Below are 16,478 nucleotides of genomic sequence, written 5' to 3'. Positions count from 1 at the left end.
GGGTCAGTGCGGCGACGCCCGAGGCGGGCCCGCACGGGCCGCGACGGCGGGCGTGAAGGGACCGGCCGCGCCCCGGGCCGTCACCTCCGCGACCTCGCCGTGCAGACGGCACCCGGCGAGCGCCGCTCCCTGCGCCCGGGCCACCCTCAGTGCCGTGGCGCAGGCGGTCTCCGGTCCGTGGGCCCAGGTGGCCGCCGCCGCGAGCGCCGCCAGATCGGCGGCCGAAGCCGCCCTGTGCCGGGCTACGACGGCCTGGCCGAGCAGCAGCACCCCGCCGAACACCGCCCCCAGCACCGTGGCCACCAGCGTCGCCCAGACCGTGGCGGACCCCCGGTCCCGGCTCACGGCGGCGGCCCCACGCTGTCCTCCGCCAGGGCCACCGCCTGCGCCCCCAGCCGTACGGGCAGCCCGCCCGGCCCCGGCGCGGGCGCCGCCACCCTGACCCGCCAGAGGTCGCCCACCCGCTCCAGCTCCACCCGCGCCCCCGGCGGCGCGGCCGCCCGCGCCGCCGCGACGGCCACCTCGGCCGGCTCCGACCGGGCCGCCGCCCTGGCGCCGGCCCGGGCCGCGTCCACACACCGGATCTGCGCGGCCGCCGCCATCAGCGCCCACACCAGCAGCGCCGCGAACAGCACCAGTGCGGGGATCACCAGGGCCGCCTCCGCCGTCACATATCCCCGGTCCGCCATTCCCCGGCGCGCGGCGGACTTCCCCTCAGAACGGCACATCGAGCGCCTTCCCGATGGTCGACTGAAGGGCCGTCGCGACGACTTCACTCGTCACCACCTTGTAGAGGACCGCGGCGAATGCGCAGGCCGCGATCGTGCCCATGGCGTATTCCGAGGTGGACATCCCCGCGTCGCCCCCGCGACCGCTCAGCGCCGTCCGCACCCGAAACCAGATGATCCTCATGGCAAACCTCCTGTGGATTTCCGTTGTTGATGTGTGTGGTCAATGCGACGTCAGGTGTTCGAGAGAAGTCCCGAGGCCATTCCGATCACCACCGGCGCCACCCCGATCGCGAGAAAAGCGGGCAGGAAACACAGCCCCACCGGCGCGGTGACGAGCACCGCCGCCCGCTGCGCCCTGGCTCCCGCCAGCCGCGCCCGGTCCTCCCGCAGGCCCGTCGCGAGCCGGGAGACCGGCTCCGCTGCGGGCGCCCCCGTCCGGGCGGCCCGTTCCAGGCATTCCGCGAGCGCCCGGGCACCCGGCATCTCCGCCAACCTCCCCCACCCGGCGCCCGGTTCGCCGCCGAGCCGCAACTCCGCCCCGGCCCGCGCCAGCCGCTCGCCCACCGGACCGCCCAGGGACTCCCCGACCACCTCCGCGGCCTCCACCGGGCCTGCCCCGGCCGCCAGGCAGGCCGCCAACAGGTCGGCGGCGAACGGCAGCTGACGCTCCGCCTCCCTCGGATCCACCCCGGCGGCCGGCCGGGCCCTCGCCCGCCACCGCCACACCCCGAGCGCGGCCAGCACGCCGACCACCACACCCGTCAGGCCGCCGACGAGCACCCAGCCCGCCAGCAGCGCCCCGGCCGGCCCGGCCCACGCCGCCACCACACCCCGCGCCGCGGAAGCGAACACCGGCCCGCGAAGACCCTGTTCCACCCCGAGCAGGGCCGTGATCCTGCGCCGGGCCTTCCGCTCCCGGAGCCGTGCCACCACCACCGCCCCCGCCCAGAGGGCCGCGACGGCGAGGCACAGCACCATCCCCAGCCTGTGGACGAAGAAGCCGCTCATCACCGCTCCCCCGCCCGTACGATCCGCCGGCACCACAGCAGCCCCAGCGCCTCCAGCAGCGCTCCCGCCAGCAGGCAGCCCCACCCCATCGGGGTGTGCAGCAGCACCCGCAGCGGATCCGCCCCCAGCCCGGTGCCGATCAGCAGGCCCACCAGCGGCAGCAGGGCGAGCACCAGCACCGTCGAGCGCGCCCCCGCCAACTGGGCCCGCAGCGACTCCTGCCGGTCCCGCTCCGCCCGCAGGGCCCCTTCCAGCCGGTCCAGCCCGGCGGCCAGTCCCGCGCCGCCGTCCACCGACACCCGCCAGCAGGCGGCCATCCCGGCCAGCCCCTCCGCGCCGGGCTCCTTCGACGCCTGGCGCAGCGCCCCCGGCACATCCCCGCCGAACGCCGCGGCGGCCAGCACTCCCGCCTCCGCCGCACCCGGCCCGCCGGGGCCCGCAGCGGTGCGCCGCATCGCCGCCGTCAGCGCCTGGCCCGGCTGAGCCCCCGCGCGCAGTTCGCCCACCACCGCCCCGCACAGGGCCACCACTTCGGCGGCCCGCGCCGCCCGGGCCCGCTCCCGCGTCCTTACCCGCAGCCACCGCCGCAGCAGCGGCAGCGCCGCAGCGCCCACCAGCAGCGGGATCACCGACCCACCGAGCACCGCGACCAGGAGACCGGCCCCGACGCAGGCCCACTCCCGCCACTGCGCGGCCCGCACCCGTACGGCGATCAGCAGCCGTTCCCGGTGCAGCGGTCCGTGGGGAACCGCCGGAGCGCCCGCGGCCAGCACCACCCGGGCCCGCCGGACCACTCGGTCGCCCCCGGAGAGCCCCCAGGCGGCCGCCCCGGCGCACAGCACCCCGGCGAACACCGGCACCGGCAGCCCCGCCGCGGCGCTCACCGGACACCTCGCAGCAGCGGACGCAGCCGGTCCCAGCCCGGCTCCCGTACGAAGCCCCGGGCGGCCCAGCGCAGCGCCGGTACGGTGACCACCAGGCCGGCGGCGTCCCGCTCCAGCACGTGCACCTCGGCCAGCCGGCGCCGTCCCTCGCGGTCCCGGACCAGGTGGAGCACCAGGGTCAGCGCGGCGGCCAACTGGCTGTGCAGGGCGGCCCGATCGAGCCCGGCGGCCGTCCCGAGCGCCTCCAGCCGGGCCGGGACATGGGCGGCGGCATTGGCGTGGACGGTGCCGCACCCGCCCTCGTGGCCGGTGTTCAGGGCGGCGAGCAGATCCGCCACCTCGGCGCCCCGCACCTCGCCGACCACCAGCCGGTCGGGCCGCATCCGCAGGGCCTGCCGGACCAGGTCCGCCAGCGTGACCAGGCCCGCCCCCTCCTGATTGGCCGGCCGGGTCTCCAGCCGCACCACGTGCGGATGGTCGGGGCGCAGCTCGGCCGAATCCTCGGCCAGCACAATCCGCTCGCCGGGCCCGACCAGCCCCAACAGGGCGCTGAGCAGCGTGGTCTTGCCGGTTCCCGTGCCACCGGAGACGAGGAACGACAGCCGGGCCTCGACCATGTCCCGCAGCAGCCGGTGCCCGCCGGGCGGCAGCGTCCCCGCCGCGACGAGCTCCTCCAGCGTGAACGCCCGCGGCCGCACCACCCGCAGCGAGAGGCAGGCCGAGCCGACGGCCACCGGCGGCAGAACGGCATGCAGCCGGGTGCCGTCCGGCATCCGGGCGTCCACCCAGGGCCGGGCGTCGTCGAGACGCCGCCCCGCCACGGCGGCCAGCCGCTGGGCAAGCCTGCGCACGGCCGCCGGGTCGGCGAAGGTCACCCCGGTCAGCTCCAGCCCGCCACCGCGGTCCACCCACACCCGGTCGGGGGCCGCCACCAGCACATCGGTGACCTCGGGATCGGCCAGCAGCGGCTCCAGCGGGCCGGCACCGACCAGTTCGGACCGTAACTCTGCGGCCACACCCAACACTTCGGCATCCCCGAGCAGCCGGCCCTGGGCCCGCAGGGCCGCCGCCACCCGCGCCGGGGTCGGCTCCGCCCCGCTCTCGGCGAGCCGACGGCGCACCGCGTCCAGCAGCACCGCGCTCATGCCGGCACCCCCTGGGACGGGCCGAGCGCCCGCTGCCAGAAGCCGTCGCAGAAGCGAGCCAGTGCGCCCCGGCCCTGCGCCCCCGGTGCTTCTCCCTCAGCCACCCGCCCCGGCAGTCCCACCTCGACCGGCACCTCGCCGGCCAGCGGCGCCCCCAGCAGCCCCGCCACGGCCTCCGGGTCCAGACCGCCCGGGCAGCGGCCCCGTACGACGACGCGCACGTCCCGGGCCACCATTCGCACCCCGGCCGCCACCCGGCCCGCGGCTGCCACCGACCGCAGCTCGCCCGGCACCACCATCAGCACCAGGTCGAGCTGGGCCAGCACCTCGGCCACGGCTTCGTCCACCCGCCGCGGGAGGTCGACCACCACCACCCCTCCCCGGCGGCGCGCGGCGGCCACCACCGACCGCATCGCGGCGGGCGGCACCACCACCCGGTCCCCGCGGTCCCAGCTGAGCACCCGCAGGGCGTGCAGCTCGGGCAGGGACTCCTCCAGCGCTCCGGCGCCGACCCGCCCCCGCGACGCGGCGAAGTCCGGCCAGCGCAGCCCTTCGGCGTTCTCGCCGCCGAGCAGCACGTCCATGCCGCCGCCCAGCGGATCGCCGTCGATGAGGATGGTCCGCTCCCCGGCGCGGGCCGCCCGGACGGCGAGCGCGCAGGCGAGGGTGGAGGCTCCGGCCCCGCCGGCGCCTCCGATCACCCCGACCGCGAGGGCGGGCCGCCCGGCCCCCTCCACGACGTCGGCGATGCGGTCGACGAGCAGGCTCTCGGCGTCGGGGAGGCGCAGCACCTCCTCGGCGCCGATCTCCACGGCGCGCTGCCACACGAGGGGGTCGTCCAGGTCCCGGCCGACGAGGAACACCCCGGTCCTGCGGGGCGCCCCTCGCACCCGTCGCGCGGCGTCGTCCCCGACGAGCACGAGCGGCGCGGAATCCCATCCAACGCCTCCGGCGCTACCGTCACTTGCGCCGGACCCTCCGCCCGCACCCGTCTGCTCGGGCACCGCGTGGTGGACATGCGGTTCGGCGCCGGCGGCGGCGCACAGCCTCAGCAGGTCGTCGAGGAGCACGGGATCCTCGGTGATGATCAGCGGCCGCCCGCCGCCGGACGCGGCCCCGGCCCCCGCTCCGGCCCCTGCTCCCGCACCCGCCACCACGGGTTCCGGCGTTTCACACGACTTCGATCGAGCCACGATCTCCGCCCCCTTCTCACTGCAAATCCAGCACCGCGGACTTCGCGGCTGGAATCACCGTGCAGCGATCAGGAAAAACAAGTGGATCTTGCTCGATAACTGTGGACAACCCAACGATTGTGAATAACCCGGTCACCCGCACAGGTGAGTTCCGGAGCGCGGCGGAACCACTACGCACCGTCACGAGTCTGATGTGGTGAGGGCCTTCGCCGCGTCGGCCCCGCACAAGAGGAGGGCCGGAGGGATGGTCACTTGGGGCCGAAGGCTGGGACGCGAACCGCGTCCGGACATGCGACGACCCCCGCCGGGGGGGAGAGCGGGGGTCGTCCCCACGGTCCGACTCGGGGGGGGAGGAGCCAGACCGGGTTAGCACGGTCGCGAACGATCCGTGACTTCCATGGTGTACCCGAGAGCCTTCTCAGGCAAACCCACGCGCCACACCTTACGCCGAATGGTGGGCGCATATGCTCGAGGCGTGGAAAATCAGCCCTTGCCGCACTCCTCGCCTCGCACCGCCGCCTTCTTCGACCTGGACAAGACGGTCATTGCGAAGTCGAGCACCCTGACGTTCAGCAAGTCCTTCTACCAAGGCGGCCTGATCAACCGGCGAGCCGTGTTGCGCACCGCGTATACGCAGTTCATCTTCCTGGCCGGCGGCGCCGACCACGATCAGATGGAACGGATGCGGGAGTACCTGTCCGGCCTCTGCAAGGGCTGGAACGTGCAGCAGGTGCGGGAGATCGTCGCCGAGACCCTGCACGACCTCATCGACCCGATCATCTACGACGAGGCCGCCTCACTGATCGAGGCCCACCACACCGCCGGACGCGACGTGGTGATCGTGTCGACCTCCGGCGCGGAAGTCGTCGAGCCCATCGGGGAGATGCTCGGCGCGGACCGGGTCGTCGCCACGCGCATGGTCGTGGGCGAGGACGGCTGCTTCACCGGCGAGATCGAGTACTACGCCTACGGGCCCACCAAGGCGGAAGCGGTCCGCGAGCTCGCGGAGTCCGAGGGGTACGACCTCGCCCGCTGCTACGCCTACAGCGACTCGGCCACCGACATCCCGATGCTGGAGGCCGTGGGACACCCGCACGCGGTCAACCCCGACCGGGCGCTGCGGCGGGAGGCGGTGGCCCGCGAGTGGCCGGTCCTGGTGTTCAACCGGCCCGTGCGGCTCAAGCAGCGGCTCCCCGGGCTGTCGATGCCGACGCGCCCGGCCCTCGTCGCAGCCGCCGCCGTGGGCGCCGCGGCCGCCACGGCCGGGCTGGTCTGGTACGCGAGCCGCCGCCGGGCCCATGCTCTGGCCGCCGCCTCGCCCCGCTGATTGTCCTGACCTGCGCGGATACGTGCTGTCCGGTTCACCCGAAGTCGTCCCGGAAAGTAAAAAGTGGAGCCAGGGGTTTCGCATGGCACCGAAGCGGAGTACAAATAAAGCAACGGCCCGCGAGACCAAAGAACATCCGAGAGGATCATCTTTAAAACGCAGTAAGGCCCACGGACCGAAGCATGAACGCCGAGCACCCACGCGACGTCGACCCGTCGATTACGGGCCAGCCGCACCAGGTAACGGGCAAAGTCCCCGACCTGATGGGCAACTATCGAGGACGCTTGGTAACTGGGCGTAAATGCCAGCGGCGACACCAAAGCAGTACGGTGTCGCCGCAACCCATGTCCGGGACCTTCCGGCCCGGTCAGGCCGCGCCGCGCTGCAGGGCCTCGCAGACCGCCGTCGACTCGCGCACCCCGAGCTCGATCGCCCGCCCGCAGTGCGCGATCCAGGCGGACATCCCCTCCGCGGTTCCGGAGACGTAGCCCTCGAAGGCGGCCAGGTACGCCTCGCGCCCCTGCTCCGCATGACCCACCTCCGCCGGACAGATCGCCTTCGGGTCCAGACCGCTGTTGATCAGGACGATGCGCTCGGCCGCCCGCGCGACCAGCCCGTTGTACGTGGCGAAGGGGCGCAGGGCCAGCAGTTCACCGTGCACCACCGCTGCCGTGACCAGGGCCGGGGCGGATCCGCCCGCGATGATCAGGCGGGACAGGCCGTCCAGCCGGCCCGCGACCTCCTCGGCGCTGGGCAGCGGGAGGTCCACGAAGGGCTCCACCACCTGCTCGCCCGCCAGGCGGGGGCGGCCGACCACGTCCCCCTCCGCCGTCGAGCCCGACGCGACCAGGTGCAGCCGCGCGAGGACCCGTAGCGGCGACTGGCGCCAGATGCTCAGCAGCTGGCCGGCCTCCGCGGTGAGCCGCAGGGCCGCGCCCACCGTCAGCGCTTCCGGCTCCGACCCGAAGTCGGTGCGGCGGCGCACCTCCTCCAGCGCCCAGTCCGCACCGGACAGCGCCGCGCTCCCGCGGGCGCCGCGCAGGGCGGCCTCCGAGGTGATCTCGCCGCTGCGGCGGCGCATCACCCGGTGCCCGTAGACCCGGTCCACGGCCTTGCGTACGGAATCCACGGACTCGGCGACACCCGGAAGCCCGGTCAGGGCGACCAACGGGTCAGAAGCGCTACTCATAAGTAGGGAGCCTACGCACTGCGCACCCGTAGCACCGACCCCTCCTTGGAGTGGTCTTCTTCACTCACCTCGACAACACCGCGCTACCGACCCACTACGCTTGGTGAACATGAAGATCGCTTTCGTGGGAAAGGGCGGCAGCGGCAAAACGACGCTGTCCTCCCTCTTCATCCGCCACCTCGCCGCCAATGAAGCCCCCGTCGTCGCGGTGGACGCCGACATCAACCAGCACCTGGGCGCCGCGCTCGGACTCGGCGAGGACGAGGCCGCCGAACTGCCCGCCCTGGGCGCGCACCTGCCCCTGATCAAGGAGTACCTGCGCGGCTCCAACCCGCGCATCGCGTCCGCCGACACGATGATCAAGACCACCCCGCCCGGCCGGGGATCGCGCCTGCTGCGGGTCACCGAGGACAACCCGGTGTACGAGGCCTGCGCGCGCACGCTGCTGCTGGACGGAGAGCCCGTACGGCTCATGGCCACCGGGCCGTTCACCGAGGCCGACCTGGGCGTGGCCTGCTACCACTCCAAGGTCGGGGCGGTCGAGCTGTGCCTCAACCACCTGGTCGACGGCCCGGACGAGTACGTGGTCGTCGACATGACGGCAGGCTCCGACTCCTTCGCCTCGGGCATGTTCACCCGCTTCGACATGACCTTCCTGGTGGCCGAACCGACCCGCAAGGGCGTCTCCGTCTACCGCCAGTACAAGGAGTACGCCCGGGACTTCGGCGTCGCACTGAAGGTCGTCGGCAACAAGGTGCAGGGCCCCGAGGACATCGAGTTCCTCCAGGACGAGGTGGGCGAGGACCTGCTGGTCACCGTCGGACACTCCGACTGGGTACGGGCGATGGAGAAGGGCCGTCCGGCCGCCTTCGAGCTACTGGAGGCGACCAACCGCTTCGCCCTCCAGGCGCTCCAGGACGCCGCCGACGACTCGTACGCGCGCCGCGACTGGGACCGGTACACCGAGCAGATGGTGCGGTTCCACCTCAAGAACGCGGAGAGCTGGGGCAACGCCAAGACCGGGGTCGACCTGGCGGACCAGGTCGACCCCGGCTTCACCCTGCGCGAGGGCGTCGCGAACACCGCCGGAGGCGAGTCCTTCGTCAGCCCTCGTCCGCACTCTCATCAGCCGGCTCCTCAGCCGGCTTGACGCCCGCGGGGGCGGCCGGCGCCGCCGGCGGCCCCGCGGTCAGGAACTTCGCCCAGCCCTGCTTCGGCGCCTCGCCGACGTCAAGGGTGCGCATCCATTCCAGGGCCTTGGGGTCCTGGGCGTCGAGCCAGTCCGCCAGCTCGCGGAACGGCACGCAGCGGACCTCCGGCTTGGTGCACATCGTCTTGATGGACTCCTCGATGGCGCGCATGTAGGTGCCGCCGTTCCAGGACTCGAAGTGGTTGCCGATGATCAGCGGCGCGCGGTTGCCCTGGTAGACGCGGTCGAAGGCCTCCCGCAGGCCGTCGCGCATCTGGTCGCCCCAGTACGCGTGCTGCGAGGGGTCTCCCTGCGAGGTCGTCCCGGACTGGTTGACCATGTAGTTGTAGTCCATGCTCAGGGTGTCGAAGGCCCGGCCCGGCATGGGCACCAACTGGAGCGGGATGTCCCAGAGTCCGTCCGTCTTCTTGGGCCAGATCTGCTTGCTGATGCCGCTGGAGTCGTAGCGGAAGCCCATGTCCTTCGCCGCCAGCATGAAGTTCTTCTGGCCTTCGAGGCAGGGGGTGCGGGCGCCGATGAGCTCCTTCTCGTAGTCGAAGGGGAGCGCCTCCATGGTCTTCAGGCCCGCGTTGGTCTTCCAGTTCTTGACGAAGGACTTGGCCTGGTTGATCTCGCTCTTCCACTCGTCCACGGACCAGGTGCCGACGCCGCCGTCCGGCCCGCAGAAGTGCCCGTTGAAGTGGGTGCCGATCTCGTTGCCCTCGAGCCAGGCGCCGCGGACCTGGGTGGCGGTGTCCTTGATGCCCTGGAGGTCGCCGAAGCCGATGTCGGAGCGGCCGGGCAAGTGCTGCGGCGCGGTGTAGAGGGAACGTTTCTCCTCGGGGAGCAGGTAGACGCCGCTGAGGAAATAGGTCATGCGGGCGTTGTACTGCTTGCCAACCTCGCGGAAGTGCGAGAAGAGCTTCTGGCTGTCCTCACCGGCCCCGTCCCAGGAGAACACCACGAACTGCGGCGGCTTTTCGCCGGGCTTCAGCTTCTGCGCCTTCTGCACGTTCGGCTGGGGGCCGGTGTACGCGGTCGAGCCGTCGCCGATGGGCCGGTTGACGCTGCCGGGTGCTTCGGGGGCGTTGCCCTTCCGTGCGTTCGGGGCCCCTTGACTCGGGGACTTGGCGGGTCCCGAGGCACTGCACCCGGCGACTCCCAGGACCAGCGCCGTGGCGACCAGGCCCCCGGCGATCTTCTTCGTGGCGGCGATCATCCGCCCCACCTCTCCCTCGCAGTTCCATCGCAGGACTTCCGTGCCGCAACGTCCCACGCGGTCAACTTTGAGGAAGGTATGACAAGCCGGACAAAATGCTTAATCACTCTTGAGTGCTAATTAGTGAGCCATTTGCCCGTATTATTCACCGCTTGCCTTTACTCTCCATTACCATCCATTTACCGAGTGTTGAGACTCCCGCCGCTTCACCCCTCCCCCAGAGGAGACGGGAACCTATGACAGCCACCTCCCCCACACGCACGACCGAACAGCTCCGCAAAGACTTCCCCGCGGACCTCTCCGCCTCCATCGCCGTCTTCCTGATCGCCCTGCCCCTCTCGCTCGGCATCGCTCTGGCCACCGGCGCCCCACTCCAGGCGGGGCTGGTCGCCGCAGCGGCCGGCGGGATCGTCGCCGGGCGGCTCGGCGGCGCCCCACTCCAGGTCAGCGGCCCCGCCGCCGGACTCACCGTGGTCACGGCCGAGTTGATCCAGCGCTACGGGTGGCGCACCACGTGTGCCATCACCGTGCTCGCCGGCCTCTGCCAGCTCGGCCTCGCCGCGCTGCGCACCGCCCGGTCGGCGCTCATGGTCAGCCCGGCCATCGTGCACGGCATGCTCGCCGGCATCGGCGTGACCATCGCCCTGGCCCAGCTGCACATCGTGCTCGGCGGCACACCGCAGAGCTCCGCCGTGGCCAACGTCCAGGGGCTGCCCGGCCAGTTGGCCGACCTGCATCCGGTCGCCCTCGGGGTCAGCGTGCTGACCCTGATCGTCCTGCTCGGCTGGCCGCGGCTGCCCGGGCGGGCGGGCCGCGCCCTGCGCAAGGTGCCGGCGGCGCTCGCCGCCGTCGGCACGGCCACCGTGTTCGCCGCGCTGGCCGGCCTCAGCCTGCCCCGGGTGGACCTGCCGTCCTGGAGCAGCCACGCCCTGCCCGAGCTGCCCGAGGGGCCGGTCCTCGGGATCATCGCCGCCGTACTGACCATCACCCTGGTCGGCAGCGTGGAGTCCCTGCTCTCCGCGGTCGCGACCGACAAGCTGATCGCCTCCGAGCGGCGTACGGGCAACCGCCCGCCGCGCGCCGACCTCAACCGGGAGCTGCGGGGGCAGGGCGCGGCGAACATCGTCTCCGGGGCCCTGGGCGGACTGCCCATCACGGGCGTCGCCGTCCGCAGCGTGGCCAACGTCAAGTCCGGTGCGGTCAGCCGGAAATCGGCCATGATGCACGGGCTCTGGGTGCTCCTCGCGGCCGGGCTGCTGGTCCCGGTCCTCGACCTGATCCCGCTGGCCGCACTGGCCGCGCTGGTGATGGCCGTGGGCGTGCAGATGGTCAGCATCACCCACCTGCGCAGTGTCACCCGGCACCGGGAGGCCCTCGTCTACGGCACGACCATCGTGGCCGTGGTGCTCGGCGGGGTCCTGGAGGGGGTGGCCATCGGCATCGCGGTGGCCGTCGCCCTGGCCCTGCACCGGCTCGCCCGGACCCGGATCACCATGGAGCGGCTGGACAGCGGGATCCACCGGGTGCGGGCGCGCGGGCAGTTGACCTTCCTCGCGGTGCCACGGCTGAGCCGGGTGCTGAACCAGATTCCGCACGACGGGCACGCGGTGATCGAGCTGGACGGCTCCTTCATGGACCACGCGGCCTACGAGACCCTGCACGACTGGCAGGAGTCCCACCTGGCGCACGGCGGCTCACTGGAGGTCACCGGCCGCTCCGGCTCGGCGATCCTGACCTCCGACGACGGCGACCCGGCCGACGGCTCCGATCCGGCCAACGGCTCCGACGGCTCCGACGGGGCCCACCAGGTGACCGCGGACGGGATCCTCGCGGCCCACGGCGGCGACCGCTCCCGGCGTTCGGCCCAGCGCGGGGTGCACCAGTGCTGCCGGCCCTGGACCCCCTGGCAGAACCACTGCGACCACCGCCCCACGGGGACCCGTACGCCGACGGCCGCGGCCAGGGCGGCAGCGGCAGCCGAGACCTCCGCGGCCGTAGCGCCCACCCCGGCACCCCGGCGGCGCGGCGCGGGCCAACTGGCCAGCGGGATCAGCGCCTTCCAGCGGGACACCGCCCCCCACGTGCGGGACGAGCTGGCCCGGCTGGCCCGCGAGGGGCAGCGGCCCTCCCAGCTCTTCCTCACCTGCGCGGACTCCCGCCTGGTGACCAGCATGATCACGGCCAGCGGCCCGGGAGACCTGTTCACGGTCCGCAATGTCGGCAATCTGGTCCCGCTGCCCGGCGCGGAGTCCACGGACGACTCCGTGGCGGCGGCGATCGAGTACGCCGTGGACGTGCTGAAGGTGGACAGCATCACCGTGTGCGGGCACTCGGGCTGCGGGGCCATGCAGGCCCTGCTCAGCTCCGCGCCCGGGGTTCCGATGACCCCCCTGCGCCGCTGGCTGCGGCACGGGCTGCCCAGCCTGGAGCGGATGGCCAGCCGCCACCACGCCTGGGCCCGGATCTCGGGCCGGCTCCCCGCGGACGCGGTGGAGCAGCTGTGCCTGACCAATGTGGTCCAGCAGCTGGAGCACCTGCGGGCGCACGAATCGGTGGCCAGGCGGCTCGCCGAGGGCACCCTGGAGCTGCACGGGATGTACTTCCACGTGGGCGAGGCGCAGGCCTACCTGCTGTCCGAGGGCGAGGACTTCTTCGACTGCCGCGTCTTCGACACCGTGGGCCAGCACGCCTGACCCGCGGCGCACCTCACCGAGGCGCGCCTGAACCCCGGTGCCCGTGAACCGATAGCCTCCCGTATCCGTGCAATCGTGTGGCCTCTTCCCGCCCCCTGCAGCGGGAAGAGGCCTTCGCACGTCGTTCTCGTGCGGACCGATCGTGATATAGGTCTAAACCAATTCTCGGCTACCCCTTGTCACCTGGGCCGCTGACTGATGAGCTATGCCCGGGGACACAACGGACACCCTGGGAAAGGGAGATGTCGTGAGCAATGAGAGCCTGGCCAATCTGCTCAAGGAGGAGCGGCGGTTCGCACCGCCTGCCGATCTGGCCGCCGCCGCCAATGTGACAGAGGCTGCGTACGCACAGGCCGACGCGGACCGGCTGGGCTTCTGGGCCGAGCAGGCCCGGCGGCTGACCTGGGCCACCGAGCCGACCGAGACGCTCGACTGGACGAATCCGCCCTTCGCGAAGTGGTTCGCGGACGGCAAGCTGAACGTCGCCTACAACTGCGTGGACCGCCACGTCGAGGCCGGCAACGGCGACCGCGTCGCCATCCACTTCGAGGGCGAGCCCGGCGACAGCCGCGCGATCACCTACGCCGAGCTCAAGGACGAGGTCTCCAAGGCCGCCAACGCCCTGACCGAGCTCGGTGTCGAGGCGGGCGACCGCGTCGCCGTCTACCTGCCGATGATCCCCGAGGCGGTCGTCGCGATGCTCGCGTGCGCCCGCGTCGGCGCCGCGCACTCCGTCGTCTTCGGCGGCTTCTCCGCCGACGCCGTCGCCTCCCGCATCCAGGACGCAGACGCCAAGCTGGTCATCACCGCCGACGGCGGCTACCGCCGCGGCAAGCCCAGCGCCCTGAAGCCCGCCATCGACGAGGCCGTCGCCAAGTGCCCGCAGGTCGAGCACGTGCTCGTCGTGCGCCGCACCGGCCAGGACACCGCCTTCACCGAGGGCCGCGACGTGTGGTGGCACGACGTGGTCGGCCGCCAGTCCGCCGAGCACACCCCGCAGCCGTTCGACGCCGAGCACCCGCTCTTCATCCTGTACACCTCGGGGACCACGGGTAAGCCGAAGGGCATCCTGCACACCTCGGGCGGCTACCTCACGCAGGCCGCGTACACCCACCACGCGGTCTTCGACCTGAAGCCGGAGACCGACGTCTACTGGTGCACCGCCGACATCGGCTGGGTGACCGGGCACTCCTACATCGTCTACGGGCCGCTCGCGAACGGCGCCACCCAGGTGATGTACGAGGGCACCCCGGACACCCCGCACCAGGGCCGGTTCTGGGAGGTCGTGCAGAAGTACGGCGTCACCATCCTCTACACGGCGCCCACGGCCATCCGCACGTTCATGAAGTGGGGCGACGACATCCCCGCGAAGTTCGACCTGTCGAGCCTGCGCGTGCTCGGCTCGGTCGGCGAGCCGATCAACCCCGAGGCCTGGATCTGGTACCGCAAGCACATCGGCGGCGACCGCTGCCCGATCGTGGACACCTGGTGGCAGACCGAGACCGGCGCGATGATGATCTCCCCGCTGCCGGGCGTCACGGCCACCAAGCCGGGCTCCGCACAGCGCGCCCTGCCCGGAATCTCCGCCACCGTCGTGGACGACGAGGCGCACGAGGTCCCGAACGGCGGAGGCGGCTACCTGGTCCTCACCGAGCCGTGGCCGTCGATGCTGCGCACCATCTGGGGTGACGACCAGCGGTTCATCGACACCTACTGGTCGCGCTTCGAGGGCAAGTACTTCGCGGGCGACGGCGCGAAGAAGGACGACGACGGGGACATCTGGCTGCTCGGCCGGGTGGACGACGTGATGCTGGTGTCCGGCCACAACATCTCGACCACCGAGGTCGAGTCGGCGCTCGTCTCGCACCCCTCGGTCGCCGAGGCAGCCGTGGTCGGCGCCAACGACGAGACCACCGGCCAGGCCATCGTGGCCTTCGTCATCCTGCGCGGCAGCGCGTCCGAGACCGAGACCCTGGTCGCGGACCTGCGCAACCACGTGGGCACCACGCTCGGCCCGATCGCCAAGCCGAAGCGGATCCTGCCGGTCCAGGAGCTGCCGAAGACCCGCTCGGGCAAGATCATGCGCCGTCTGCTGCGCGACGTCGCGGAGAACCGCGCGGTCGGTGACGTCACCACGCTCGCCGACTCCTCGGTCATGGACCTGATCCAGAGCAAGCTCCCGGCCGCCGCCGGCAGCGAGGACTGACACCGAGGCGCCAGAACGCCACGGCACCAGGGCACACCGAAGGGGGCATCCGGCGCGCGACGCGCCGGGTGTCCCTTTCGCACATAAAGTGAAGATCGCCGGATACATCCCTGCGTACACCCTGTAAAATATTGAAAGCGTAAAGAAAGACCACAGGGTGTGCCGGGAAGTCTGGTCGGCAATGAGCTTCGCCATGCCGTCCAACCGACCCCGGAGGTTTTCCCTCGTGGCAGCGCCCAGCCCCACCGACCGCCAGAGCCGCAAGCTGCTCGGCCGGCTCTCGCTGCCCGAGCGCCGCTTCGTCGCCGATGCCCTGCGCACCGAGACCGTCGGCGGCGTGCTCCTGCTCGCGGCCGCCGTCGCTGCCCTGATCTGGGCGAACACCCCGCCCCTGGCCGCCAGCTACCAGGCGGTCCAGGACTTCCACATAGGCCCCGGCTCCCTCGGCCTGGACCTCTCCCTCCAGCACTGGGCGGCCGACGGGCTCCTCGCGATCTTCTTCTTCGTCGCGGGCATCGAGCTCAAGCGCGAGCTCGTCGCGGGCGACCTGCGCGACTCCAAGGCGGCCGCCCTCCCGGTGATCGCCGCCGTCTGCGGCATGGCCGTGCCCGCGCTGGTCTACGTACTGGTCAACGTCCTCGGCAACGGCGCGATGGACGGCTGGGCGGTTCCGACCGCCACCGACATCGCCTTCGCGCTCGCCGTCCTCGCCGTCCTCGGCACTTCCCTGCCGTCGGCCCTGCGCGCCTTCCTGCTGACGCTCGCGGTCGTCGACGACCTCTTCGCCATCATGATCATCGCGGTGTTCTTCACCAACGAGATCGACTTCCTGGCGCTCGGCGGCGCGCTCGTGGGCCTGGCGCTCTTCTGGTTCCTGCTGCGCCGGGGCGTCCGCGGCTGGTACGTCTACGTCCCGCTCGCGCTGGTCATCTGGGGCCTGATGTACAACAGCGGCGTCCACGCCACCATCGCCGGCGTCGCCATGGGCCTGATGCTCCGCTGCACCCGCAGGGAAGGCGAGGAGCACTCCCCCGGCGAGCACATCGAGCACCTGGTCCGGCCCATCTCGGCCGGTCTCGCCGTGCCCCTCTTCGCGCTGATGTCCGCCGGGGTCTCGCTCTCCGACGAGGCCATCGCGCAGGTCTTCACCCGGCCCGAGCCCCTCGGCGTGGTCCTCGGCCTCGTCGTCGGCAAGGCCGTGGGCATCTTCGGCGGCACCTACCTGGCCGCCCGCTTCACCAAGGCGGAGCTGAACGAGGACCTGGCCTGGCCCGACGTGCTCGCCGTGGCCTCGCTCGCCGGCATCGGCTTCACCGTCTCCCTCCTGATCGGCGAGCTCGCCTTCGCCGGCGACCCGGCCCTCACCGACGAGATCAAGGCCGCCGTACTGATCGGCTCGCTCATCGCCGCCGTGATCGCGGGCATCATGCTCAAGCTCCGCAACCGCACGTACAAGGCGCTCACCGACGCCGAGGAGCGGGACGAGGACCTCGACGGCATCCCGGACATCTACGAGGAGCACAACCCCGAGTACCACCTGAGGATGGCCAGGATCTACGAGGACCGGGCGGCGGAACACCGTCGCAAGGCCGAGGCCGCGGCTGCCGCGGCGCTCCAAAGCGCGGCCGGGTCCACCACCGAGGGCGACCGTCCGGCATGATCTGACTGACGACGCAGGACAGCCGCACGGCAGC

General features: G+C 72.4%; 14 protein-coding genes. 5 read left to right on the top strand and 9 right to left on the bottom strand.

Going from position 1 to position 16,478, the window contains the following annotated elements; genetic code table 11:
- Positions 1–3: 3 nt before the first annotated feature.
- Genes ACIPYQ_RS31160 through ssd form a run of 7 tightly spaced genes read right to left on the bottom strand, consistent with a single transcriptional unit; the run spans position 4 to position 4,922 of the window.
- Positions 4–345, bottom strand: coding sequence for an Rv3654c family TadE-like protein (locus tag ACIPYQ_RS31160; protein WP_401257267.1), 342 nt, complete (start codon positions 343–345; stop codon positions 4–6).
- Positions 342–728, bottom strand: a complete 387-nt coding sequence (locus ACIPYQ_RS31155) for a TadE family type IV pilus minor pilin (RefSeq protein ID WP_401257265.1) — start codon at positions 726–728, stop codon at positions 342–344. Before ACIPYQ_RS31155 ends, ACIPYQ_RS31160 begins: the two co-directional genes overlap by 4 nt.
- Positions 715–912: a DUF4244 domain-containing protein gene (locus tag ACIPYQ_RS31150; RefSeq protein WP_401257263.1), complete on the bottom strand. Its 198-nt coding sequence runs from the start codon at positions 910–912 to the stop codon at positions 715–717. Before ACIPYQ_RS31150 ends, ACIPYQ_RS31155 begins: the two co-directional genes overlap by 14 nt.
- A gap of 50 nt (positions 913–962) precedes the next feature.
- Positions 963–1,739 (bottom strand): type II secretion system F family protein, encoded by a 777-nt coding sequence (locus tag ACIPYQ_RS31145; protein WP_401257261.1) that lies wholly within the window; start codon positions 1,737–1,739, stop codon positions 963–965.
- A complete protein-coding gene (locus ACIPYQ_RS31140; RefSeq protein WP_401257259.1) occupies positions 1,739–2,623 on the bottom strand; it encodes a type II secretion system F family protein in 885 nt (294 codons plus the stop codon). The genes ACIPYQ_RS31145 and ACIPYQ_RS31140 overlap by 1 nt, the downstream gene beginning before the upstream one ends.
- Positions 2,620–3,768, bottom strand: coding sequence for a TadA family conjugal transfer-associated ATPase (locus ACIPYQ_RS31135; protein WP_401257257.1), 1,149 nt, complete (start codon positions 3,766–3,768; stop codon positions 2,620–2,622). Before ACIPYQ_RS31135 ends, ACIPYQ_RS31140 begins: the two co-directional genes overlap by 4 nt.
- Positions 3,765–4,922: a septum site-determining protein Ssd gene (gene ssd / locus ACIPYQ_RS31130; RefSeq protein ID WP_401257442.1), complete on the bottom strand. Its 1,158-nt coding sequence runs from the start codon at positions 4,920–4,922 to the stop codon at positions 3,765–3,767. Before ssd ends, ACIPYQ_RS31135 begins: the two co-directional genes overlap by 4 nt.
- 490 nt (positions 4,923–5,412) lie before the next feature.
- Here ssd and ACIPYQ_RS31125 point away from each other — a divergent pair, with 490 nt between their 5' ends.
- The gene (locus tag ACIPYQ_RS31125; RefSeq protein WP_401257255.1) at positions 5,413–6,288 is read left to right on the top strand and encodes an HAD family hydrolase; all 876 of its coding nucleotides are present in this window, start codon (positions 5,413–5,415) and stop codon (positions 6,286–6,288) included.
- 367 nt (positions 6,289–6,655) lie between these two features.
- Here ACIPYQ_RS31125 and ACIPYQ_RS31120 read toward each other — a convergent pair whose 3' ends face one another.
- Positions 6,656–7,477, bottom strand: coding sequence for an oxidoreductase (locus ACIPYQ_RS31120; RefSeq protein WP_401257253.1), 822 nt, complete (start codon positions 7,475–7,477; stop codon positions 6,656–6,658).
- Between the two features lie 109 nt (positions 7,478–7,586).
- Here ACIPYQ_RS31120 and ACIPYQ_RS31115 point away from each other — a divergent pair, with 109 nt between their 5' ends.
- A complete protein-coding gene (locus ACIPYQ_RS31115; protein WP_401257252.1) occupies positions 7,587–8,627 on the top strand; it encodes an ATP-binding protein in 1,041 nt (346 codons plus the stop codon).
- Here the strand turns inward: ACIPYQ_RS31115 and ACIPYQ_RS31110 are convergent.
- Positions 8,581–9,885 (bottom strand): hypothetical protein, encoded by a 1,305-nt coding sequence (locus ACIPYQ_RS31110; RefSeq protein ID WP_401257250.1) that lies wholly within the window; start codon positions 9,883–9,885, stop codon positions 8,581–8,583. The two genes, ACIPYQ_RS31115 and ACIPYQ_RS31110, sit on opposite strands and share 47 nt — an antisense overlap.
- 236 nt (positions 9,886–10,121) lie before the next feature.
- On the opposite strand from ACIPYQ_RS31110, the gene ACIPYQ_RS31105 reads away from it, so the two are divergent.
- The 3 genes from ACIPYQ_RS31105 to nhaA all read left to right on the top strand — a co-directional run bounded on the left by ACIPYQ_RS31105 (position 10,122) and on the right by nhaA (position 16,444).
- Positions 10,122–12,578 carry a SulP family inorganic anion transporter gene (locus ACIPYQ_RS31105; RefSeq protein ID WP_401257248.1) on the top strand — a complete coding sequence of 819 codons (2,457 nt, stop codon included), beginning with the start codon at positions 10,122–10,124 and terminating at the stop codon, positions 12,576–12,578.
- A gap of 205 nt (positions 12,579–12,783) precedes the next feature.
- Entirely contained in the window at positions 12,784–14,784 is a 2,001-nt protein-coding gene (acs, locus tag ACIPYQ_RS31100) for an acetate--CoA ligase (RefSeq protein WP_383566836.1), read from the top strand.
- Positions 14,785–14,965: 181 nt separating this feature from the next.
- On the top strand, positions 14,966–16,444 hold the full coding sequence (nhaA, locus tag ACIPYQ_RS31095; RefSeq protein WP_401257246.1) for a Na+/H+ antiporter NhaA: 1,479 nt from the start codon (positions 14,966–14,968) through the stop codon (positions 16,442–16,444).
- The last annotated feature ends 34 nt before the right edge of the window (positions 16,445–16,478 follow it).

The organism is Streptomyces sp. NPDC090045 (assembly GCF_044747975.1).
Taxonomy (GTDB): domain Bacteria; phylum Actinomycetota; class Actinomycetes; order Streptomycetales; family Streptomycetaceae; genus Streptomyces.
Note: the sequence above shows the minus strand (reverse complement) of the source record. Positions and strands in the feature narration are given on the sequence as shown.